This is a genomic window from Pseudomonas fluorescens (assembly GCF_902497995.1).
Taxonomy (GTDB): domain Bacteria; phylum Pseudomonadota; class Gammaproteobacteria; order Pseudomonadales; family Pseudomonadaceae; genus Aquipseudomonas; species Aquipseudomonas fluorescens_BK.
Genome location: NZ_CABVII010000028.1, coordinates 35,385 through 55,150 on the forward strand (window position 1 = coordinate 35,385; position 19,766 = coordinate 55,150).

Genomic DNA, 19,766 nt, shown 5'->3' on the forward strand with positions numbered 1-19,766 from the left:
CATGGCTGGCCTCTTCGCGGGCAAGCCCGCTCCCACAAGGTTCTGTGTTGACCGGTGATCTTGCGGTCATCCCCGATCCTGTGGGAGCCGGGCTTGCCCGCGATGAGGCCGGTACTGCCAGCGAATATTTCGGAAAGTAAGTTACAGATCAGCATATTGAACGCACAAACACAGCGTACCTATCAGTTCTGCTAGTACCCAACCCTTGCCAAACCGCCAATACTGAGTTCCCGCACTTCGGACCTTCGGAGCAACCACCCATGCCATCTTCGCGCGAGACCGTACTCTGCCAATACCACTACGATCCCCTTGATCGACTGACCAGTCATGCCCTGCCAGATACCCCCGAGCGCCAGCGCTTTTACTGCAAAAGCAGGCTGGCGACCGAAATACAGGGGGCGATGCGCTATTCAATCGTCCAGCATGGCGAGCAGTTGCTGGCGCAACAGCGAAGTGAGGGTGATGCGCCTGATACCACGTTGTTGGTCACCGATCAGCAGCGTTCGGTGTTGCAGGCGCTCAAGGCCGAACGTCCAAGACATCCTATCGCCTATTCGCCTTATGGCCACCGTTCTGTTGACAGCGGATTACTCAGCCTGCTTGGCTTCAACGGCGAACGGCCGGATCCGGTGACTGGGTGTTATTTGTTGGGGAATGGGTATAGGGCGTTTAATCCGGTGCTGATGCGGTTTAATAGTCCGGACAATTTGAGTCCTTTTGGGAAGGGTGGGTTGAATGCGTATGCGTATTGTGCAGGAGATCCTATCAGCAGGGCGGATCCGACAGGGCATGGATTTATAAAAAGCCTTGTTAGCGTTATGTCAACAAACACAACCCCAATAGCAGAAAACACAATAGATGCATTGCGTCTGACAAAAAGACATCTTGGCACCACAACAGAGTTAAGAAAAGTGGCAGCCAAAAAAAATACAACAGCCGAAGCGCTTGTAATTAGCGAGACTATCAATAGGGAGATGGAGAGTATAGCTAGGGAATTCAGTTATCTTGAAAAACCCGGATTTAGAATAACCAAGATTCAAGACATAAACAAGATCTACGCCGATACCACAAAAACCGTAGGCAAGCATGTCGAAATCCTTCGTGAACTTAGATATAAAAATAAATATTTACTAAGCGGCGATACGCTAGCCAACAGCAAAAAGACTCTTGACAGAAGCAACCAATTCCTGAACGACGATGCTTTGCGAGTTACCGAGGCAAGGATAAAACGCTTCAACAGGGATAAAGTTCTTAATTATACGCGTGACACCCCACCCCATTATGAAGAGCAACTTTTCAATAGTAGATCTGACTCACCAAGCGCCTCCAACAATCAAGTCCGGGGGGGAATAGCTTCAACCGCTTAATGAAGCAAGCCATAGAAAAAGAAGACACCCATTAACCGATCTCGGGTCATAGTTAAAAACCGCCGCGTCCAGCAGTCCCAATAAGCTCACTTGGTAGACGACCCGATTACAACACACTCAGGCGGTGACAGGCGGCCAGCCGCTTCGAGATCAAAAGATCGCAGCCTTCGGCAGCTCCTACACAGGTATTGCGTACACCCTGTAGGAGCTGTCGAAGGCTGCGATCTTTTGATTTTAAACACCCATGTTTAATCGACATCTCCAGACACTTACAGAGCCTACACAAGCTTGCGCCGCAGCCTACGACTACGCCAGAATCCGCCGGCTTGTGCGCCTGAGGGCCGGGCTTTATCGTTTCACGGTCGCTGAAAACAGCGATCGGGTTTGGTAGCCCGCCGTTCACACATGGCGCATAGCGTCACCTTGTCCAAGTGCTTTATCGGCACTTGTTTTATGGTGGCTGTGCGCAGGGCGCCCTCGGGCGCGCCGGTTTTTCCATGTGGGCCGGTCTACCAACCTGCGTATGGCCGCCACCTTTCGTTTGGTAGCGATGGTGATGGCTCTTCCAATTACATATGGAGTTCCATCTATGTTCAAAGTAACGCCCAACCCGCCGGAAACCGAAGACGTTTCCCCAGACACCTCAATCGATCCGCAAAAACTCCACGAAGCCGCCGACCGCGCGCTCGATGAGTACATCAACCTGTCCGCCCGCATAAACGCCACTGCGCGAAAGCCCAGCACGATGTTCGTCATTGCGCCTGGTATCGATACTGAAAGCCTGTTGGCCCATGCCTGCGAGTCGCTGGCGTCGGCCAGGGTCGTGGCGGATGATTTTGCTGGATGTCTGAAGGGTTCTCAGCGCAATACGATGATGGCCATTGCGCAGATGATCATGCTCGGCGAATTGGCGGTGAATCGCGCGCTGGATAATATCGATCCACAGGGCTAGACAGGGCGATGCGGGCTTGAGTCAAAGCGCAATTCCTGTGGGAGCGGGCTTGCTCGCGAAGAGGGAGTGTCAGTCGGCACTCATGTCGCCTGACACTCCCTCTTCGCGAGCAAGCCCGCTCCCACAGGTTTTGCGTGTTGGCTGAGTCGTTTGGACTGGTCAGGCATCGCGGCGCAGGTCTGGCGGAATTGGTAGATCATCCTTGAGTGGGTCTGGTCGTTTGCCTTTGCCTGCGCGGTGCTGGCGGATCTGGTAGACGTAGGCCAATACCTGCGCAACGGCGAGATAGAGTCCGCCCGGGATTTCCTGTTCAAGCTCGGTGGAGTAGTAGATCGACCGCGCCAGCGCCGGGGATTCGAGCAACATCACTTCGTTGGCCACGGCAATCTCGCGCATCTTCAACGCCAGGAAATCAGTGCCCTTTGCCACCAGCATCGGCGCGCCGCCCTTGTCCGGGTCGTACTTGAGTGCCACGGCGTAGTGGGTCGGGTTGGTGATGACCACGTCGGCGTCCGGAATGGCGGCCATCATCCGGCGCTGGGACATTTCCCGCTGCAGTTGACGAATCCGTTGTTTAACTTCTGGCCGCCCTTCCTGGTCCTTGTGCTCGTCGCGAATTTCCTGCTTGGTCATCTTCAGCTTTTTGGCGCTTTCCCACAGCTGCACCGGCACGTCCACGGCGGCGATGATGATCAGGCCGCAGGCCATCCACAACGTGCTCCAGCCGACCACTTGCAGGCTGTGGATGATGGCCATGTCCAGCGGTTCATGGGCGATGCGCTGCAGGTCGTCGATGTCCGAGGACAACACGGCCAGCGCTACGAACAGGATGATGAAAAACTTCGCCAGGGCCTTGAGCAGTTCCACCACGGCCTTGGACGAGAACATGCGTTTGAGGCCCGCGCCGGGGTTCATGCGGCTGAACTTGGGGGCCATGGTGCCGGCGGAGAATAACCAGCCGCCCAGGGAGATGGGGCCGATCAGCGCCGCCAGCAGCAAGGTGATCATCACCGGCTGGATCGCCAGCAACGCAATCAACCCCGAGTGCAGCAGGTAGGTGCCCATGGCGCGCTGGTCCAGCACCACCTCCCGCGACAGCGAGAAGTTCAGGCGCATCAATTCCATCAAGTCCTGGGCCAGCGCCCCGCCGAAGATCAGCAGCGCACCGGCACCGGCGAGCATGATCGCCAGGGTGTTGAGCTCCTTGGAGCGGGCAATCTCGCCCTTCTCCCGGGCGTCCTTTTTCTTTTTTTCCGTGGGGTCTTCTGTCTTGTCCTGACCGCTTTCGCTTTCTGCCATGACTCAGCGCGCCCGTGCCAGTTCGCGTAACCACTGCAAGGCCTCGGAGGCCAGCGGTTGATACTGGTTGATGATGTCCGCCAACCCGACCCAGACGATGAACAGCCCGAGCACCAGGGTCAGCGGGAAACCGATGGAGAAGATGTTCAGCTGCGGCGCCGCCCGGGTCATCACGCCAAACGCGATGTTGACCACCAGCAGCGCGGTGATCGCCGGCAGCACCAGCAACAGCGCCGCGCCCAGGACCCAGCCGAGCTTGCCGGCCAGGTCCCAGAAATGATTAACCACCAACCCGCTGCCGACCGGCAAGGTGGTGAAGCTTTCAGTGAGGATTTCGAACACCACCAGATGGCCGTTCATGGACAGGAACAGCAGCGTGACCAGCATGGTGAAGAACTGCCCGATCACCGCCACCGAGACGCCGTTGGTGGGGTCGACCATCGAGGCGAAGCCCATGCCCATCTGAATGGAAACGATCTGCCCGGCGACCACGAAGGCTTGGAAGAACAGCTGCAAGGCAAACCCCAGCACCGCGCCGATGAGGATCTGCTCGGCAATCAGCAGCAGCCCGCTCAAGTCCAGCGCGTTGACCGGCGGCATCGGCGGCAGGCCCGGGACGATCACCACCGTGATCGCCAGGGCGAAGTACAGGCGCACGCGCACGGGCACCAGGGTCGTGCCCACGATCGGCATCACCATCAGCAACGCCCCCACGCGAAACAGCGGCAACATGAAGGTCGCGACCCAGGTGCTGATCTGGGTATCGGTCAGCTGTAACAGCGACATGGCTTAGCCGATGACCTGGGGAATACTGCCGTACAACTGCAGGATGTATTCCATGAAGGTCTGCACCAGCCACGGGCCGGCCACGATCAGCGTCACCAGCATCACCAGCAGGCGCGGCAGGAAGCTCAGGGTCTGTTCGTTGATCTGGGTCGCCGCCTGGAACATCGCCACCAACAGCCCCACCAGCAGACTCGGGATCACCAGCACGGCGACCATCACGGTGGTCAGCCACAGCGCTTCCCGGAAGATGTCGACGGCCACTTCCGGGGTCATGGCGAGACACCGCCGAAGCTGCTGGCCAGGGTGCCGATGATCAACGCCCAGCCATCCACCAGCACGAACAGCATGATCTTGAACGGCAGGGAAATGATCAGCGGCGACAGCATCATCATGCCCATGGCCATCAGCACACTGGCCACGACCAGGTCGATGATCAGGAAGGGAATGAAGATCATGAAGCCGATCTGGAACGCGGTTTTCAGCTCGGAGGTGACAAAGGCCGGCACCAGGATGGTCAGCGGCGCCTGATCCGGCGAGGCGATGTCGGTGCGCTTGGACAGGCGCATGAACAGCTCCAGGTCGCTGCTGCGGGTCTGGGCCAGCATGAAGTCCTTGATCGGCACCTGGGCCTTGGCCACGGCATCCTGGGCCGTAAGTTTTTCCGCCAGATAGGGTTGCAAGGCGTCCTGATTCACCCGCTCGAACACCGGCGCCATGATGAACAGGGTCAGGAACAGCGCCATGCCCGTGAGGATCTGGTTCGACGGCGTCTGCTGCAGGCCCAGGGCCTGGCGCAGGATCGAGAAGACGATGATGATCCGGGTGAAACTGGTCATCAGCATGACGAACGCCGGGATGAAGCTCAGCGCGGTCATGATCAGCAGGATTTGCAGGCTGACCGAGTATTCCTGGGCGCCCTCGGCATTGGTGCCCAGGGTGATCGCCGGGATCGACAACGGATCGGCGGAGTACGCCAGCGGCGCAGCCAGCATCAGGGCCAGCGTCAGGACCATGCGTAACCCGGCCATTACTGCTTATCCTTCTGATCCTTGCCCATCAGCTCCATCAGGCGCTGGGCAAACTCGGGGGTGGTCTTCCCGGTGCTCGGCACCTGCACGGGCTCCTTGAGCACATGCAGGGCGGTGATGCTGCCGGGACTGAGGCCGAGCAGAATCTGCTCGTTGCCGACCTGCACCAGCATCAGCCGGTCACGCGGACCGAGCGCGCGGGAACCGATCAGCTCGATCACCTGCCCTTTGCCCGCCGGTCCGGCCTGCTGCACCCGGCGCAGCAGCCAGGCGAGGAAGAAAATCAGCCCCAGCACCAGCAGCAAGCCGAACACCAGCTGCGTCAATTGCCCGGCCACACCGCTGCTGACCGCCGGTGCCGCAGCCGCGGCGGCAGTCGCCACCGGCTCGGCCGCCAGCACGTTGAACGGCAAGGCCAGCGCCAACCCTGGTAAAGCCCTTAGAACCTTTTTCACTTAGCGCAGCTTCTTGATGCGTTCGCTTGGGCTGATCACGTCGGTCAGGCGGATGCCGAACTTCTCGTTGACCACCACCACTTCGCCGTGGGCGATGAGCGTGCCGTTGACCAGGACGTCCAGTGGCTCACCGGCCAGGCGATCGAGCTCGATCACCGAACCCTGGTTGAGTTGCAGCAGGTTGCGGATATTGATCTCGGTGTTGCCGACTTCCATGGAGATCGACACCGGGATGTCGAGGATCACGTCCAGGTTCGGACCGTCAAGGGTCACCGGATGATGGTTTTTCGGCACGCCGCCAAATTCTTCCATCGGCAGACGATTGGACGACGACCTGGCAGCACCGGCAGCCAGCAAGGCGTCGATGTCGGCCTGCCCGTCACCGGCTTCTTCGAGGGCCGCAGCCCATTCATCAGCCAGAGCCTGGTCGTCCCGGGTGTGCATATTGTTAATCATCATGTGTCCTCGGCGGGCAACCCTTTCAAGTGGAAGCCGTCAGTTAAAAGCGAATGTGCAACGCGCCGGTCAACGGCGCTCGACCGGCTCGATCACCTGCAACGCGAGGTTGCCTTTGTGCGAACCCATCTTGACCTTGAACGCAGGCACGCCATTGGCGCGCATGATCATTTCTTCCGGCATGTCGATCGGGATAATGTCCCCCGGCTGCATGTGCAGGATGTCGCGCAGGCGCAACTGGCGACGGGCAACCGTGGCATCGATCGGTACATCGACATCCAGCAGGTCCTGGCGCAGGGCGTTGAGCCAGCGCTCGTCCTGATCGTCGAGGTCCGACTGGAAGCCGGCGTCGAGCATTTCGCGCACCGGCTCGATCATCGAATAGGGCATGGTCACGTGCAGATCGCCGCCACCGCCATCGAGTTCGATATGGAAGGTCGACACCACGACGGCCTCGCTCTGGCCGACGATATTGGCCATGGCCGGGTTCACTTCCGAGTTGATGTACTCGAAGTTCACTTCCATGATCGCCTGCCAGGCTTCCTTCAAATCGACGAAGGCCTGCTCCAGCACCATGCGCACCACGCGCAGTTCGGTCGGGGTGAACTCACGCCCTTCGATCTTGGCGTGACGGCCGTCGCCGCCGAAGAAGTTGTCCACCAGCTTGAACACCAGCCTGGCATCGAGGATGAACAGCGCGGTGCCCCGCAACGGTTTGATCTTGACCAGGTTGAGGCTGGTCGGCACGTACAGCGAGTGCATGTATTCGCCGAACTTCATCACCTGCACCCCACCGACGGCAACGTCCGCCGAGCGGCGCAGCAGGTTGAACATGCTGATGCGGGTGTAGCGGGCGAAACGCTCGTTGATCATTTCCAGGGTCGGCATGCGTCCACGGACGATGCGATCCTGGCTGGTCAGGTCATAGCTTTTGACGGTGCCGGGTTCGGCAGCGATATCGGCCTGTACCAGACCATCGTCGACACCGTGCAACAGCGCGTCGATTTCCTCCTGGGACAGCAGGTCCTGCACGGCCATGTCGTGTTCCTACTGCAGTACGAAATTAGTGAACAGCAATTGTTCGATGACCACTTTGCCGAGTTCTTTGTGCGCCACTTCCTGGACGCTGGCCGTGGCTTTCTGACGCAACATTTCCTGGCCGACCGGGGAGGCCAGGGTGGTGAAGTCCTGCCCGGAGAACAGCATGACCAGGTTATTGCGGATGACCGGCATGTGCACCTTGAGCGCTTCCAGATCGGCCTGGTCGCGACCCAGCAGGGTGATGCTCACCTGCATGTAGCGCTGACGGCCGTTCTGGTTGTAATTGGCAATGAAGGCCGGAAGCAGGGGCATGAACATCGCCGGCTGCTTGTCGATGACCGCGGATTCCGGCGCGGCGACTGGCGTGCTCCGGGGGCTGTGCATGAAGTACCAGGTGGCCCCCACGGACAAGCCGATCGCCAGCAGCAGGGCGCCCACTGTCGCAATGATCAGCTTGATCTTGCCTTTGGCTGCGGGGTCTTTTACTGCTTCTGCTTCGTCGCTCTTCGCCATGCCAATAATCCGTCACTCTTCGGGGTTTCACAGTCGCCGGCTTGGCAAGAGCAAGTGTTATGCCACAAATGTCGGGGAGGCGTCCCCCGTAGGAGCGAGGCTTGCCCGCGAAGAACGATAATACGGTTTGCCTGATAAACCGCAGCGTCTGCTTCGCGGGCAAGCCTCGCTCCTACAGATGTGTGTTTGCGTGTGTATTTACGTGTGTGTTTGCGTGTGTATTTGCGTGTGTATTTGCGTGTGTGTTTGCGTGTGTGTTTGCGTGTGTGTTTGCGTGTGTGTTTGCGTGTGTGTTTGCGTGTGTGTTTGCGTATGTTTGATCAGGCGTAGTAGTCGACTGCGCTGGAGCCGATGACGCTGGTTGTGCTAGCCGCCACTTCGGCGACTGTTGGCGCAATCTCATCGCTCATGGAGTCAAGGCGACCACCGTTGGAACGGGTGCGCCCCCCCTCTCCCTGCTGAGCCTGTTCCTGGCCACGGGACTGATCGGACACATTGACATCAACCTGCCCCATGCCTTGTTGCGCAAACATCTCGCGCAAGCGCTGCACCTGCCCGTCCAGTGCTTCGCGGACACCGGGATGGGCGCTCATGAAGGTGACCTGGGTCTGCTGATCCGGAACCATGTTCACCCGAATATCGAGGCGCCCGAGTTCGGCCGGTTGCAACTGGATGTCGGCCGCCTTGAGGTTGGCACTGGACAGGTACATGACCCGGTTCACCACTTCTTCGGTCCAGCCACTTTGATGCAGGGCGAGCGGCGGGTTCACCGGCACCGCATTAGCGGTTTTCGGCGTGGCCGCCTGGGTCAGCGCCGCCAGTCGGCTGGCGAAATCATCGACACGGGTATCGCTGCTGGCGGTCTTCAAGTCTTTCAAGCCGTCATCGAGCAGGTCGCTGAAGGCCTTGTCCCCGCCCTGGGTGCTGTCCTTTTCGGCCTGCACGTCAAGCATGCTCGCCATGCCGGCGACCAGGTTTTGCGCCGCAGCCGGCTCGCCGTCGGCCTCGGCCGAGGTCGGCAGCGCATTGGGCTGAGCCTGGCTGGAAGCGGTGACGTGCCCGCTCTGCTCCATGGCCATGCGCAAGGCTGGCAGGGCATCGAGGGGGTCGGCGTGCGGATCGAACGCGGTGTCAGCGGTGGCGGCCGGCGTCGTTGCCGCAACGACCTGCTGCTCGTCCAGTGGCGGCATGGCGTCTATCACTGGCGGAGTTTGTGCAACGAGTGCGGGCCCTGCAGGATCGGCGGCCGGGTCACCCGCCGCCTCGGTGACAGAGGTGTCAGCGGCATCTGAACCCTCGGTGCCAGAAGTGTCAGCGGCATCCGAAGCATCGTCGGCGATCTTGTCGTCGGCCCCCGGTTTATCGGCGGGCAAGGATTTGCCGCTATCGGCAACGACCGGTTTCGGGGCGGCAGCCTTGTCGTGGCAAAGGTGCTTTTTGCCCGGCCCCTCAGCGGCTTTGTCGCGCATGGGCGTGGGCGGCCCATCGTGCCCTACAGAACGTTTGTCCTGCGCCTGACTGGCGTAGACATGAGCGAAGCTGGATGCCTTGCCCCCGGGCTCGGCGACCTGTGCCGGTGTCTTGGCGCAAGCCACTTTGGCCTTGGCCTGGGCGGCGGCCTGGAGAAGAATATTGGGGGTAACGGGCATGGAACGGTCTCCGCCGCACTGGGATCGTAGGTACAGTTGACGGAGATGAAAGCAAAGGTCGCGCCAGGTTACAGGACAGGCGCTAAAAGCGCTGGACGGTCGCCTTGGTCGGCGAAGTGCGCTGCCGTTCCGCCTCATACATCGGCCGGACTATGGCAAATTCACGGTCGATTTCGCCGACCAGTTTTTCCACGCCTGAAAGGTTTTTATTCTTGGCACGCTGCTCCAGCTCATGGCACAGCCCGGCCAGGCGAACGGCCCCCATGTTGCTGCTGCTACCCTTGAAACTATGGGCAGCATTCATCAGTTGCAGGGCATCTTCAGCCTTGTGCAACAGAACCAGGCGTTCTTCAGCGTCAACGAGAAAGGTATCCAGCAACATCGGATACCCATCCTCCATGACCTCTTGCAACGCGCTCAGCACGTCGCGGTCCAGATGTGTGTCAACCACTTGCTCACTCCTTGATCAAGAATGCGTGGATTATGCCAGAGCCTCCCAGAAAAATTCCACGCGGGCACTGCGACCATCGTCAGACCAGCTGGCATGACGGCTCAATTGACGGATCAGACCGATGCCTCGCCCCGACAGACGGACACCATCAGCGGGCAGCTGCATCACCCGACCCACATCGAAACCCTTGCCACTGTCTTCGACGCGAACCGTCAGGCAACCGCCCTCGCCCTTCGGTGTCACCTGCAAATGCACCCGGATGAAACCATCCTGCAACGCATCCAGGCGCGAACTGCGTTGTTGATAATAACGGGTAAAACCCGAGGCATCCCGTTTGAGGCTGGAGTCCAGGCCCAGTACGCCATGCTCCAGGGCGTTGGAGTACAGTTCCGCCAGCACACTGTAGAGCGCCCCGCTTTGCGCCCGCAGCCCATGGACCTCAAGCAGCAACTGCAACAGATAAGGCAGCGGGTTGAAGCGCTTGAGCGTGGCCGCGCGAAACTCGAAACTCAGCGACCAGTCCAGCGGACAGGACTGGCCACTGTCGGAATACACCAACGCTGGCGGGCTCATCTGCGCCGCCTCCAGCAAGCTGACCTCGACCATACTGACGTCGTCACGGGCTTCACCGCGAAAATCGCGCAGCGCCTGTTCGATCTCTGCGAACAATTCATCAGGCTGACGATTGGCGGCAAACACCCGCTGCAGCCGCTCGACACCAAACAGTTGTTCGTTGGTATCGCAGGTATCGAGCACACCGTCGGATAACAGAAACACCCGATCGCCGACCGCCATCGGAAACACCTCGGTGCGATCGTCAAAGGTTTGCGGGCTCAGCACGCCGAGCGGCAAGTGCCGAGCCTTGAGCGGCGTGCGCTCACCGCTCGCGATGCTGTGCAGGTAACCGTCCGGCATCCCGCCGTTCCACACCTCCACCGAACACCGCTGAAAACTCAGGCGCAGCAGGGTGGCACAGCAGAACATGTCCACCGGCAGGATGCGCTTGAGCTTGGCATTCATCTCGCGCAAGGTTTCGGACAGACCGTAACCCTTGGCCGTCATGCCATAGAAGACTTCAGCCAGGGGCATGGCCCCGACAGCCGCCGGCAGACCATGGCCGGTGAAATCCCCGAGCAATACATGCATATCGCCGGCCGGGGTGAACGCGGCCAGCAGCAAGTCACCGTTGAACAGCGCGTAGGGCGATTGCAGGTAGCGGATATTCGGGGCATTCAGGCAACCGGAATGGGCCACCTTGTCGAATACGGCCTTGGCCACCCGCTGCTCGTTGAGCAGGTGTTGGTGATGTCTGGCGATCTGGTCACGCTGCTGCAACACGGTGGCCTGCAGCCGGCGCAAACGGTCCATCGCCTTGATTTTGGCGGCGAGTATCACCTGGTTGTAGGGCTTTGCCAGAAAGTCGTCGCCCCCCGCCTCCAGACAGCGTGCCAAGGCTTCGCTTTCGGTGAGCGAAGTGAGAAAGATGATCGGCACCAGGGTTTCCCCGGCCAGTGCCTTGATCTGCCGCGCCGCCTCGAAGCCGTCCATCACCGGCATCATCGCGTCCATCAACACCAGTTGCGGGCGTTGCTGACGAAAGGCTTCGACCGCCTCGGCACCGTTGGCGGCCGTCAGCACTTCATGGCCCTGGCGACGGACGATGGTCGACAGCAGCAAGCGATCGGCCGCGCTGTCTTCGGCGATCAGGATCGTCAGCGGCTCAAGTGCAGCCTGCATGCTGCTCAACTGATGTCGAACAGTTTGTCGAAATTGGAGATGGCGAGGATCTTCTTCACGTCGGAACTGCTGTTGACCACGCGAATGTCGGCGTTGTCGCCACCGGCGTGATCGCGCAGCAAGAGCAACATGCCCAGTGCCGAACTGTCGAGGTAGGTGGCTTCTTTCAAGTCGACGACGACGGCGGAGAGTTTCTTGTCCTCGTAGGACTGACGAAACTCCTGATGCTTGGCGAAATCGAATCGTCCCTTGATCGAAATCGTCAGCTGTTGGCCATCTTGGGATACTTCTGTAACGACTGACATGAACGGCTTCCTTGTCATTGGGGAACGTACGTGTGGAAGGTTTAGCACTTGCCGGGGGTGGGGGCAAGGCTGGTAGTTGTGGTGGGGCCCAGGACGCCTTCGCGGGCAAGCCTCGCTCCTACGGGTGCAGTGTCGTTCGTAATTCCCGTGAACGACGCTGAACCTGTAGGAGCGAGGCTTGCCCGCGAAGAACGATAACGCGGTCTTTCTGATTCAATACGGATCCTGCCGCGGCAACCGCTGGGACAATTCATCCAGCAGCTTCTGCTCGCGCTTGTCTTCCAGCCGTCGCGCCTCATCCCTGTAGCGCTGAACCAGTTTGCGCAACCCTTCGACCCGGGCATACGCCTGCTGCCAGGTTTCCCGTGCCTTGTTCAGATTGTTCTGATGCCAGGCGAGGCTTTGTCGTTGCTGGTCGATGGCCGTGCCCAGCTGCGCCAGGAAGCCTTGATAACCCAGCAACCATTGGCCGGTAACGCCGCTGCTGCCGCGCACGATCCATTGCTCCTGGTAGTCGAGCCGAAACGCCTCGAGGTCGGCGAGTTTGCTTTCGGCCAGACGGGCCTGCCCCTGAAAGTGCCCCAGGCGCTGGACCGCGGCTTTCTCGACCTTTTCGGCCATGTCCACCACGGGTGCCAGGCGGGCTGCGCGGCTCTGGGCCATGGCCGGTCAGCCGCCGGCCGCAGGGGCGAAGATCGAACCCAGGTAGGCTTCGCTTTCACCCAGGCTGATGCTGTCGTTCAGGCCCTGGCGCTGGTATTTGACCAACTGCGGCTGCAGGGCAATCGCCAGGTCGGTGTCCCGGTCACCGCCGGCGACGTAGGCGCCGACGCTGATCAGGTCGCGACTTTGCTGGTAACGCGACCACAGCTGCTTGAAATACTGGGCGCGGGCCATGTGTTCCGCGGACACCACCGACGGCATGACCCGGCTGATGGACGCTTCGATATCGATCGCCGGGTAGTGACCTTCCTCGGCCAGGCGCCGGGACAGCACGATGTGCCCGTCGAGCACGCCTCGCGCCGAGTCGGCAATCGGATCCTGCTGGTCGTCGCCTTCGGACAACACGGTGTAGAACGCCGTGATCGAACCACCGCCCTTCTCGGCATTACCGGCGCGCTCCACCAGTTTCGGCAACTTGGCGAACACCGACGGCGGATACCCCTTGGTCGCGGGCGGTTCGCCGATGGCCAGGGCGATTTCCCGCTGGGCCTGGGCGAATCGGGTCAGGGAGTCCATGAGCAACAACACGTTCTTGCCCTGGTCGCGGAAATATTCGGCGATGCGCGTGCAGTACATCGCCGCGCGTAGTCGCATCAGCGGCGCGTCGTCCGCCGGCGACGCCACCACCACCGAACGCTTGAGGCCTTCTTCACCGAGGCTGTGCTCGATGAATTCCTTGACTTCACGACCCCGCTCACCGATCAGCCCGACCACGATGATGTCGGCCTCGGTGAAGCGGGTCATCATGCCCAGCAGCACACTCTTGCCCACGCCCGTACCGGCGAACAACCCGAGGCGCTGGCCGCGACCGACCGTCAACAAGCCGTTGATGCAACGAATGCCCACGTCCAGCGGCTCGCTGATCGGGTGGCGCTTGAGCGGGTTGATGGTCGGGCCGTCCATCGGCACCCAGTCTTCGGCCTTCATCGCGCCCTTGCCGTCCAGCGCACGACCGGCGCCGTCGAGCACCCGCCCGAGCATGCTCATGCCCATCGGCAGGCGACCGGTATCCGCCAGCGGAACCACGCGCGCACCGGGGGCGATGCCGGCGACGCTGCCGACCGGCATCAGAAAGACCTTGCTGCCCGAGAAGCCCATGACTTCGGCTTCGACCTGCATCGGGTGGTAACTGTCGTCGTTGATCACCATGCAGCGGCTGCCCATGGCGGCGCGCAAGCCTTCGGCTTCGAGGGTCAGGCCGACCATGCGCAGCAGGCGCCCTTCGAGGATCGGCGCGCCGGCAAGCTTTGTGGCCTCGGCGTAACTGCCCAGGCGCTTGGCGAAGCTGGTGCGGTCAAGGCGCATCGGGCAGGTCCGGTGCGGGGGCGACTGCCGGCGTGTTGCCCATCGGCAGCTCCAGGCTCAGGTCCGGCGCAGCCGGGTGCCGCGCTTGTTCGTGCAGTTGATCGAACAGCTGGTCCATGACCTGCGCAATCCGGGTTTCAACCGTCGCGTCAATGCGACTGTGCTCGGTCTCGACCCGGCAACCACCCGGCAACAATGCCTCGTCCTCGACGATGCGCCAGGTTTCTTCATGACGCTCGCGCAGGGCTTTGACCTGGGCGAAATCCTGCGGATTGATGTACAGGCGCACGTTGCCCACGCCCAATGGCAACAGCTTGAGGGCATCGCGCATGACGTGTTCGAGCTGTGTCGAGTCGATGGCCAGTTCGCGCTGGATCACCTGTCTGGTGATGTGCTGCACGAGGTCGACCAGGGACTTCTCGATCTCGGTGTCCTGCTCGGCAATCGGTTCCAACAGGTGGCCCATCAGCTTTTCCAGCGCGGCAAGCTTCGCCGTCAGCGCCACTTCGGCTTCCTGGCGGACCTTGAGCGTGGTGCTGTGAAAGCCCTCCCGCTCGCCGGTGGCAAAGCCTTCGTTGTAAGCTTCCTGGCGAATGCTTTCGAGCTCTTCGAGGGTCAGCGGCTGGACTTCCTCCAGCGGCACTTCCTGCATGGACGGCGGCTCGGGTTCAGGCTCCGGCTCGGGCTCGGGGACGTGCGGATCGAAACTGGGCAACGACCAGAGATCGGCCGCCCTGACGTCCTTGGCACGGATCAGGTCGGTCTGGGACTCATCATGTTCGGTCAACATAGTGATGTCAGATCATCTCTTCGCCGCCCTTCCCGCCGAGAACGATTTCTCCGGCTTCGGCCATACGGCGGGCAATGGTGAGGATTTCTTTCTGCGCGGTTTCCACGTCGCTGACACGCACCGGGCCCTTGGACTCGAGGTCGTCGCGCAACAGTTCGGCCGCCCGCTTGGACAGGTTCTTGAAGATCTTGTCCTTGACGTTTTCGTCCGCCCCCTTGAGGGCCAGCACCAGCACATCGGAGGACACTACGCGCAGCAACGCCTGGATCCCGCGGTCGTCGACATCGACCAGGTTGTTGAACACGAACATCAGGTCTTCGATCTGCCCGGAGAGGTCTTCGTCGACTTCGCGGATCGAGTCCATCAACTGGACTTCGACCGAACTGTCGAGGAAGTTCATGATGTCGGCCGCGCGCTTGATGCCCCCCAGGTTGGTCCGCGAGGCACTCGAATTGCCGGCGAACTGCTTCTCGAGAATCTGGTTGAGTTCTTTCAGGGCGGCTGGCTGCACGGTGTTCAGCGCGGACACCCGCAAGATAATATCGAGGCGCACCTTGTGGTCGAAGTTGCCCAGCACCTCACCGGCCTGGTCCGGGTCGAGATAGGCGATCACGATGGCCTGGATCTGCGGGTGCTCGTAGCGGATCACGTCGGCGACGGCCCGCGGCTCCATCCACTTCAGGCTGTCGAGGCCGCTGGTGTTGCCGCCCAGCAGGATGCGGTCGATCAGGCCGTTGGCCTTCTCTTCGCCCAGGGCCTGGGTGAGCATTTTGCGCACGTAGTCGTCGGAGCCGACGCCCAGGCTGGTCTGGTCGCCGACGATCTCGACGAACTCGCTCATCACCTGCTCGACCTGCTCGCGGTGCACGTTGCCCATCTGCGCCATGGCCACGCCCACCCGCTGCACCTCTTTGGGGCTCATGTGGCGCAACACCTGGGCGGCGTCGGAGGAGCCCAGGGACAGCAGCAGGATCGCGGCTTTGTCGACCTTGGACAGTTTGGCGGCAGCGGCTCGGTTATCATTCATCGGCGTTAATCCACTCTTTCACGACCTGGGCCACGCGACCCGGGTCTTCGACCACCAGACTCTTGATTGCATTCAACCGGGCGTCATAGCCTTCGCTCGGGCTCGGCAGCAGGATGCTTTGCGGCCCGCCGAGGCTGACGCGGTCATTGGCCAGTTCGCCATCCAGGCCGCCCATGCCACCCAGTTCGACGTCACTGCCGACGCCGGCCAGCTGCCTGCCTTTACCGCCATTGGTGATGTTGTTGAGGACCGGACGCAGCACACCGAATACCAGCACCAGGATAAACAGCACGCCCAGTATTTGTTTGATCACGTCCCAGAACCACGGCTGGGAGTAGAACGCCACATCGGCGATCACTTCGGCACGCTCGGCGGAGAACGGCATGTTGATCACGCTGACGCTGTCACCCCGGCTGGCGTCGAAACCGACGGCGTCCTGCACCAGACGGGTGAAGCGCGCCAATTCATCGGCGGTCCACGGCGCGCGGCTGGTTTCACCGTTGGCCGGGTTGATCTTGACCTGATCGTCCACCACCACCGACACCGACAGGCGATTCAAACGGCCCTGCTGCTGTTTGGTGTGGCTGATGGAACGGTCGAGCTCGAAGTTCCTGGTGGACTGTGAACGCTTGTCCGTCGGGTACGGTGCGAGCATCGGCTGGCCGGTGGCCGGGTCCATGATTTGCTGACCGTTGGCGTCCAGCAACGGCTGGCCAGGCTGCACCATGCCGGCCGACGCGGTGCCGCCACCGGTGGTCGCAGGCGCGGACGCCGGCGCTGGCGGCTGGTTGCTCAGGGCACCCGGCACGCCTTGCGGGCCATTGCTGGTGGTGCGTTGTTCGTTCACCGATTGTTCGCTGCGCAATGCCGGCTGGTCCGGGTTGAACTGCTCGGAGGTCGACTCGACGGCACTGAAATCCACATCGGCCGACACTTCGGCTTTGTAACGATCGTTGCCCAGCACCGGTTGCAGGATGTTATGCACGCGCTGAGTGAGCATGCTTTCCATGCGCCGGCTGTAGTCGAACTGCTTGCCGGCCATGGCCAGCCCGGAGTTTTCCGCCTGATCCGACAGCAGGTTGCCCTTCTGATCGACCACGGTGACCTGGGATTTGCTCAGTTCGGGCACACTGCTGGCGACCAGATTGATGATCGCCAGCACCTGGCCAGGTTCCAGGGAGCGGCCGGCATACAGCTCGATCAGCACCGAAGCGCTGGGCTTGCGCTCATCGCGCACGAACACCGAGCTTTTCGGAATGGCCAGGTGCACCCGGGCACCCTTGACGTTGTTCAGGCTGGAGATGGTCCGTGCCAGTTCGCCTTCAAGGCCGCGCCGATAACGGGTCGCTTCCATGAACTGGCTGGTGCCCAGGCCCTGGTCCTTGTCGAGGATTTCAAACCCGATAGTGCCGTCGCTGGGAGTGACACCAGCGCCCGCGAGCTTGAGGCGCGCGCGGGACAGGTCTTCGGCCTTGACCAGCAAGGCGCCGGAATTGGGTTCGACGGAGTAGGCAATATCGGCGGCCGCCAGGGTGTCCATGACCTGCTTGGCGTCCATCCCGGCGAGGCTGCCGTACAGCGGCCGGTAGTCCGGTTGCTGGGACCACAACACCACGGCAAAGCCAATCGCCACGCTCGCCGCCAGACCGACCAACAGGCCCACCTGACGCAGCACGGTCATCTCGGAGAGATTTTCCAGAAAGGACAAGCCGAACAGCGGCGGCTTGCCGCCTATCGGAGTGGCCCGGGCCGGAACGTGATCACCGCCTGCTTCTGCCATGACTCGATACCGTCCTTAAACCGGCATCTGCATGATGTCTTGGTAAGCCTGAACCAGCTTGTTACGCACTTGAGTGATCGCCTGGAACGACACACCGGCTTTTTCCTTGGCAATCATCACGTCGGTCAGATCGACGCCGCTTTTGCCGATCTCGAACGCCGTGGACAACTGGCTGGAGGCCTGCTGGGTCTCGTTCACTTTATTGACGGCCTGGCCGAGCATGTCGGCAAAGCTGCTGCCCGCCAGTTGAGGGACGGCAGCCGTCGATTTCGACGCAGACATGGCGTCCATTTGCATGGCCCGCATATCCAGCATCAATCGATTGAATTCAATACCTTGGCTCATGGGCTACTCTCTTTGACGACCCGCAATTTTTTGACGCTCACTCGGCGGGTAGACAGGTGTTAGCAACAAGGGTGCCAGCTCCTCGGTAGGAGCTGGCTTGTCGGATCGCCGCACCGCAGCGAAGACGGCATGTCAGTGGACACATAAATTGCCTGACACACCGCTCCCCCCCTGTAGGAGCGAAGGCGGCGTGTCAGGCGATACATGTATTGGCCGATAGACCGTCTTCGCTGGCAAGCCAGCTCCTACAGGGGGGGGTTGTAAAACAGGCGTCAATCCTCCGCCTGTTCATCACCCTCACGCCGGCTCATGCCGTATTTGCGCATCTTCTCCACCAGGGTGGTGCGACGAATACGCAGCCGTTCCGCCGCGCGCGCGACGATGCCATTGGCATCATCCAGCGCCTGCTGAATCAGCCCTTGCTCCAGACCACCCAGGTAGTCCTTCAGGTCCAGGCCTTCCGGCGGCAGCAGGGCGTTGGCGCTGAAGGTCGGGGCATGCCCATTGATGGCCACCCGCTCTTCCAGATCACTGCGCAGGCTGTCGACCAGTTGCTCGTCCTCATCGTCGACATAGCGGAATTTCTTCGGCAACTCGACCACGCCTATCACCCCGTAGGGATGCATGATCGCCATGCGCTCCACCAGGTTGGCGAGCTCACGGACGTTGCCCGGCCAGCCGTGACGGCACAGCGACATGATCGCCGCGGAATTGAAACGAATCGAACCACGCTTCTCATGCTCCATGCGCGAGATCAACTCGTTCATCAGCAGCGGAATGTCTTCGACACGCTCGCGCAGGGGCGCCATTTCGATCGGGAACACGTTCAGGCGGTAATACAGGTCTTCGCGGAACGAGCCGATCTCGATCATGCTTTCGAGATTCTTGTGGGTCGCCGCGATGATGCGCACATCGACGCTCTGGGTCTTGTTACTGCCCACGCGCTCGAACGTGCGCTCCTGCAACACGCGCAACAGCTTGACCTGCATCGGCAGCGGCATGTCACCGATTTCATCGAGAAACAGGGTGCCGCCGTTGGCCAGTTCGAAGCGTCCGGCCCGACTGGTGATCGCCCCGGTAAAGGCGCCCTTCTCATGCCCGAACAATTCGCTTTCCAGCAACTCGGCCGGAATCGCCCCGCAATTGACCGGTACGAACGGCGCATCACGACGCTTGGAGTGGTAATGCAGGTTGCGCGCGACCACCTCCTTGCCGGTGCCGGACTCCCCGAGGATCAGCACGCTGGCATCGGTGTCGGCAACCTGCTGCATCATCTGCCGCACGTGCTGAATCGCCCGGCTGGTGCCGACCAGACTGCGGAACAGATTGGGTTCGCGATGACGACCGCGCTCGCGCGCCTGGTCATACATCTCGCGATAGACCTGGGCCCGGTGCAACGAATCGAGCAATTTGCTGTAGCTGGGCGGCATTTCCAGGGTCGACAGCACCCGACGACGCAAGTCTTCCGGCAAGTCACCGGAAAAATTATCGCCCATCAACAACACCGGAAGGAACTCATCCCAGGTCGAGAGTGTCTTTAACAAGCCCAACAGTGCGCCAGGCGCACCGACCGTACCGATAAGGACACAGATCACTTCACGACTGGACGACAACGAGCCGACAGCCTGCTGCCAGTCATGGCTGCCGCAGGGTAAATTTTCTTCGCCAAGAAAATTCAAAATCACCGCCAGGTCGCGGCGACGAACGCTATCGTCATCGATCAGCAGAATTTTGGTTTCACGCCACATGCAATAGCT

General features: G+C 60.9%; 21 protein-coding genes. 2 read left to right on the top strand and 19 right to left on the bottom strand.

Features of this window, described 5'->3' with window-relative positions:
• Positions 1 to 260: 260 nt before the first annotated feature.
• Positions 261 to 1,367, top strand: coding sequence for an RHS repeat-associated core domain-containing protein (locus F8N80_RS26065; protein ID WP_150784992.1), 1,107 nt, complete (start codon positions 261 to 263; stop codon positions 1,365 to 1,367).
• Between the two features lie 589 nt (positions 1,368 to 1,956).
• Positions 1,957 to 2,319 (top strand): DUF6124 family protein, encoded by a 363-nt coding sequence (locus tag F8N80_RS26070; RefSeq protein WP_150748846.1) that lies wholly within the window; start codon positions 1,957 to 1,959, stop codon positions 2,317 to 2,319.
• 159 nt (positions 2,320 to 2,478) lie between these two features.
• Here the strand turns inward: F8N80_RS26070 and flhB are convergent, their stop codons facing one another.
• The 19 genes from flhB to F8N80_RS26170 all read right to left on the bottom strand — a co-directional run bounded on the left by flhB (position 2,479) and on the right by F8N80_RS26170 (position 19,757).
• Complete coding sequence (gene flhB, locus F8N80_RS26075; RefSeq protein ID WP_150748845.1) at positions 2,479 to 3,618, bottom strand: flagellar biosynthesis protein FlhB; 1,140 nt, start codon at positions 3,616 to 3,618, stop codon at positions 2,479 to 2,481.
• Between the two features lie 3 nt (positions 3,619 to 3,621).
• Positions 3,622 to 4,404, bottom strand: a complete 783-nt coding sequence (gene fliR, locus F8N80_RS26080; RefSeq protein WP_150748844.1) for a flagellar biosynthetic protein FliR — start codon at positions 4,402 to 4,404, stop codon at positions 3,622 to 3,624.
• 3 nt (positions 4,405 to 4,407) lie between these two features.
• Positions 4,408 to 4,677: a flagellar biosynthesis protein FliQ gene (gene fliQ / locus F8N80_RS26085; protein WP_150748843.1), complete on the bottom strand. Its 270-nt coding sequence runs from the start codon at positions 4,675 to 4,677 to the stop codon at positions 4,408 to 4,410.
• Entirely contained in the window at positions 4,674 to 5,432 is a 759-nt protein-coding gene (gene fliP / locus F8N80_RS26090; RefSeq protein ID WP_150748842.1) for a flagellar type III secretion system pore protein FliP, read from the bottom strand. The genes fliQ and fliP overlap by 4 nt, the downstream gene beginning before the upstream one ends.
• The gene (fliO, locus tag F8N80_RS26095; RefSeq protein ID WP_150748841.1) at positions 5,432 to 5,887 is read right to left on the bottom strand and encodes a flagellar biosynthetic protein FliO; all 456 of its coding nucleotides are present in this window, start codon (positions 5,885 to 5,887) and stop codon (positions 5,432 to 5,434) included. The genes fliP and fliO overlap by 1 nt, the downstream gene beginning before the upstream one ends.
• Positions 5,888 to 6,331 (bottom strand): flagellar motor switch protein FliN, encoded by a 444-nt coding sequence (gene fliN, locus F8N80_RS26100; RefSeq protein ID WP_412071196.1) that lies wholly within the window; start codon positions 6,329 to 6,331, stop codon positions 5,888 to 5,890. It lies immediately after the preceding gene.
• A gap of 81 nt (positions 6,332 to 6,412) precedes the next feature.
• Positions 6,413 to 7,381, bottom strand: coding sequence for a flagellar motor switch protein FliM (gene fliM / locus F8N80_RS26105; protein ID WP_150784993.1), 969 nt, complete (start codon positions 7,379 to 7,381; stop codon positions 6,413 to 6,415).
• Positions 7,382 to 7,390: 9 nt separating this feature from the next.
• The gene (fliL, locus tag F8N80_RS26110; RefSeq protein ID WP_150748839.1) at positions 7,391 to 7,897 is read right to left on the bottom strand and encodes a flagellar basal body-associated protein FliL; all 507 of its coding nucleotides are present in this window, start codon (positions 7,895 to 7,897) and stop codon (positions 7,391 to 7,393) included.
• Between the two features lie 320 nt (positions 7,898 to 8,217).
• Entirely contained in the window at positions 8,218 to 9,546 is a 1,329-nt protein-coding gene (locus tag F8N80_RS26120; protein WP_150748837.1) for a flagellar hook-length control protein FliK, read from the bottom strand.
• An 82-nt stretch (positions 9,547 to 9,628) separates the two neighbouring features.
• Positions 9,629 to 9,997: an Hpt domain-containing protein gene (locus F8N80_RS26125; protein WP_150748836.1), complete on the bottom strand. Its 369-nt coding sequence runs from the start codon at positions 9,995 to 9,997 to the stop codon at positions 9,629 to 9,631.
• 30 nt (positions 9,998 to 10,027) lie between these two features.
• Positions 10,028 to 11,734, bottom strand: coding sequence for a fused response regulator/phosphatase (locus F8N80_RS26130; protein ID WP_150748835.1), 1,707 nt, complete (start codon positions 11,732 to 11,734; stop codon positions 10,028 to 10,030).
• Between the two features lie 5 nt (positions 11,735 to 11,739).
• On the bottom strand, positions 11,740 to 12,039 hold the full coding sequence (locus tag F8N80_RS26135) for an STAS domain-containing protein (RefSeq protein WP_150748834.1): 300 nt from the start codon (positions 12,037 to 12,039) through the stop codon (positions 11,740 to 11,742).
• Between the two features lie 213 nt (positions 12,040 to 12,252).
• Positions 12,253 to 12,702, bottom strand: a complete 450-nt coding sequence (gene fliJ / locus F8N80_RS26140) for a flagellar export protein FliJ (protein ID WP_150748833.1) — start codon at positions 12,700 to 12,702, stop codon at positions 12,253 to 12,255.
• Between the two features lie 6 nt (positions 12,703 to 12,708).
• Complete coding sequence (gene fliI, locus F8N80_RS26145; RefSeq protein WP_150784995.1) at positions 12,709 to 14,067, bottom strand: flagellar protein export ATPase FliI; 1,359 nt, start codon at positions 14,065 to 14,067, stop codon at positions 12,709 to 12,711.
• Positions 14,057 to 14,857 carry a flagellar assembly protein FliH gene (gene fliH / locus F8N80_RS26150; RefSeq protein ID WP_150748832.1) on the bottom strand — a complete coding sequence of 267 codons (801 nt, stop codon included), beginning with the start codon at positions 14,855 to 14,857 and terminating at the stop codon, positions 14,057 to 14,059. The genes fliI and fliH overlap by 11 nt, the downstream gene beginning before the upstream one ends.
• A gap of 7 nt (positions 14,858 to 14,864) precedes the next feature.
• On the bottom strand, positions 14,865 to 15,884 hold the full coding sequence (gene fliG, locus F8N80_RS26155) for a flagellar motor switch protein FliG (protein WP_150748831.1): 1,020 nt from the start codon (positions 15,882 to 15,884) through the stop codon (positions 14,865 to 14,867).
• A complete protein-coding gene (fliF, locus tag F8N80_RS26160; protein WP_150784996.1) occupies positions 15,877 to 17,664 on the bottom strand; it encodes a flagellar basal-body MS-ring/collar protein FliF in 1,788 nt (595 codons plus the stop codon). The genes fliG and fliF overlap by 8 nt, the downstream gene beginning before the upstream one ends.
• A gap of 15 nt (positions 17,665 to 17,679) precedes the next feature.
• Complete coding sequence (gene fliE / locus F8N80_RS26165; protein WP_150749005.1) at positions 17,680 to 18,009, bottom strand: flagellar hook-basal body complex protein FliE; 330 nt, start codon at positions 18,007 to 18,009, stop codon at positions 17,680 to 17,682.
• A 272-nt stretch (positions 18,010 to 18,281) separates the two neighbouring features.
• The gene (locus tag F8N80_RS26170; RefSeq protein ID WP_150749006.1) at positions 18,282 to 19,757 is read right to left on the bottom strand and encodes a sigma-54 dependent transcriptional regulator; all 1,476 of its coding nucleotides are present in this window, start codon (positions 19,755 to 19,757) and stop codon (positions 18,282 to 18,284) included.
• Positions 19,758 to 19,766 lie beyond the last annotated feature (9 nt).

What these genes read in the sequence shown, in the direction of transcription:
- F8N80_RS26065 (WP_150784992.1), top strand. Translation starts at nt 261, where the DNA reads ATGCCATCTTCGCGCGAGACCGTACTCTGCCAATACCACTACGATCCC.
- F8N80_RS26070 (WP_150748846.1), top strand. Translation starts at nt 1,957, where the DNA reads ATGTTCAAAGTAACGCCCAACCCGCCGGAAACCGAAGACGTTTCCCCA.
- flhB (WP_150748845.1), bottom strand. Translation starts at nt 3,618, where the DNA reads ATGGCAGAAAGCGAAAGCGGTCAGGACAAGACAGAAGACCCCACGGAA.
- fliR (WP_150748844.1), bottom strand. Translation starts at nt 4,404, where the DNA reads ATGTCGCTGTTACAGCTGACCGATACCCAGATCAGCACCTGGGTCGCG.
- fliQ (WP_150748843.1), bottom strand. Translation starts at nt 4,677, where the DNA reads ATGACCCCGGAAGTGGCCGTCGACATCTTCCGGGAAGCGCTGTGGCTG.
- fliP (WP_150748842.1), bottom strand. Translation starts at nt 5,432, where the DNA reads ATGGCCGGGTTACGCATGGTCCTGACGCTGGCCCTGATGCTGGCTGCG.
- fliN (WP_412071196.1), bottom strand. Translation starts at nt 6,331, where the DNA reads ATGCACACCCGGGACGACCAGGCTCTGGCTGATGAATGGGCTGCGGCC.
- fliM (WP_150784993.1), bottom strand. Translation starts at nt 7,381, where the DNA reads ATGGCCGTGCAGGACCTGCTGTCCCAGGAGGAAATCGACGCGCTGTTG.
- fliL (WP_150748839.1), bottom strand. Translation starts at nt 7,897, where the DNA reads ATGGCGAAGAGCGACGAAGCAGAAGCAGTAAAAGACCCCGCAGCCAAA.
- F8N80_RS26120 (WP_150748837.1), bottom strand. Translation starts at nt 9,546, where the DNA reads ATGCCCGTTACCCCCAATATTCTTCTCCAGGCCGCCGCCCAGGCCAAG.
- F8N80_RS26130 (WP_150748835.1), bottom strand. Translation starts at nt 11,734, where the DNA reads ATGCAGGCTGCACTTGAGCCGCTGACGATCCTGATCGCCGAAGACAGC.
- F8N80_RS26135 (WP_150748834.1), bottom strand. Translation starts at nt 12,039, where the DNA reads ATGTCAGTCGTTACAGAAGTATCCCAAGATGGCCAACAGCTGACGATT.
- fliJ (WP_150748833.1), bottom strand. Translation starts at nt 12,702, where the DNA reads ATGGCCCAGAGCCGCGCAGCCCGCCTGGCACCCGTGGTGGACATGGCC.
- fliI (WP_150784995.1), bottom strand. Translation starts at nt 14,067, where the DNA reads ATGCGCCTTGACCGCACCAGCTTCGCCAAGCGCCTGGGCAGTTACGCC.
- fliH (WP_150748832.1), bottom strand. Translation starts at nt 14,857, where the DNA reads ATGTTGACCGAACATGATGAGTCCCAGACCGACCTGATCCGTGCCAAG.
- fliG (WP_150748831.1), bottom strand. Translation starts at nt 15,884, where the DNA reads ATGAATGATAACCGAGCCGCTGCCGCCAAACTGTCCAAGGTCGACAAA.
- fliF (WP_150784996.1), bottom strand. Translation starts at nt 17,664, where the DNA reads ATGGCAGAAGCAGGCGGTGATCACGTTCCGGCCCGGGCCACTCCGATA.
- fliE (WP_150749005.1), bottom strand. Translation starts at nt 18,009, where the DNA reads ATGAGCCAAGGTATTGAATTCAATCGATTGATGCTGGATATGCGGGCC.
- F8N80_RS26170 (WP_150749006.1), bottom strand. Translation starts at nt 19,757, where the DNA reads ATGTGGCGTGAAACCAAAATTCTGCTGATCGATGACGATAGCGTTCGT.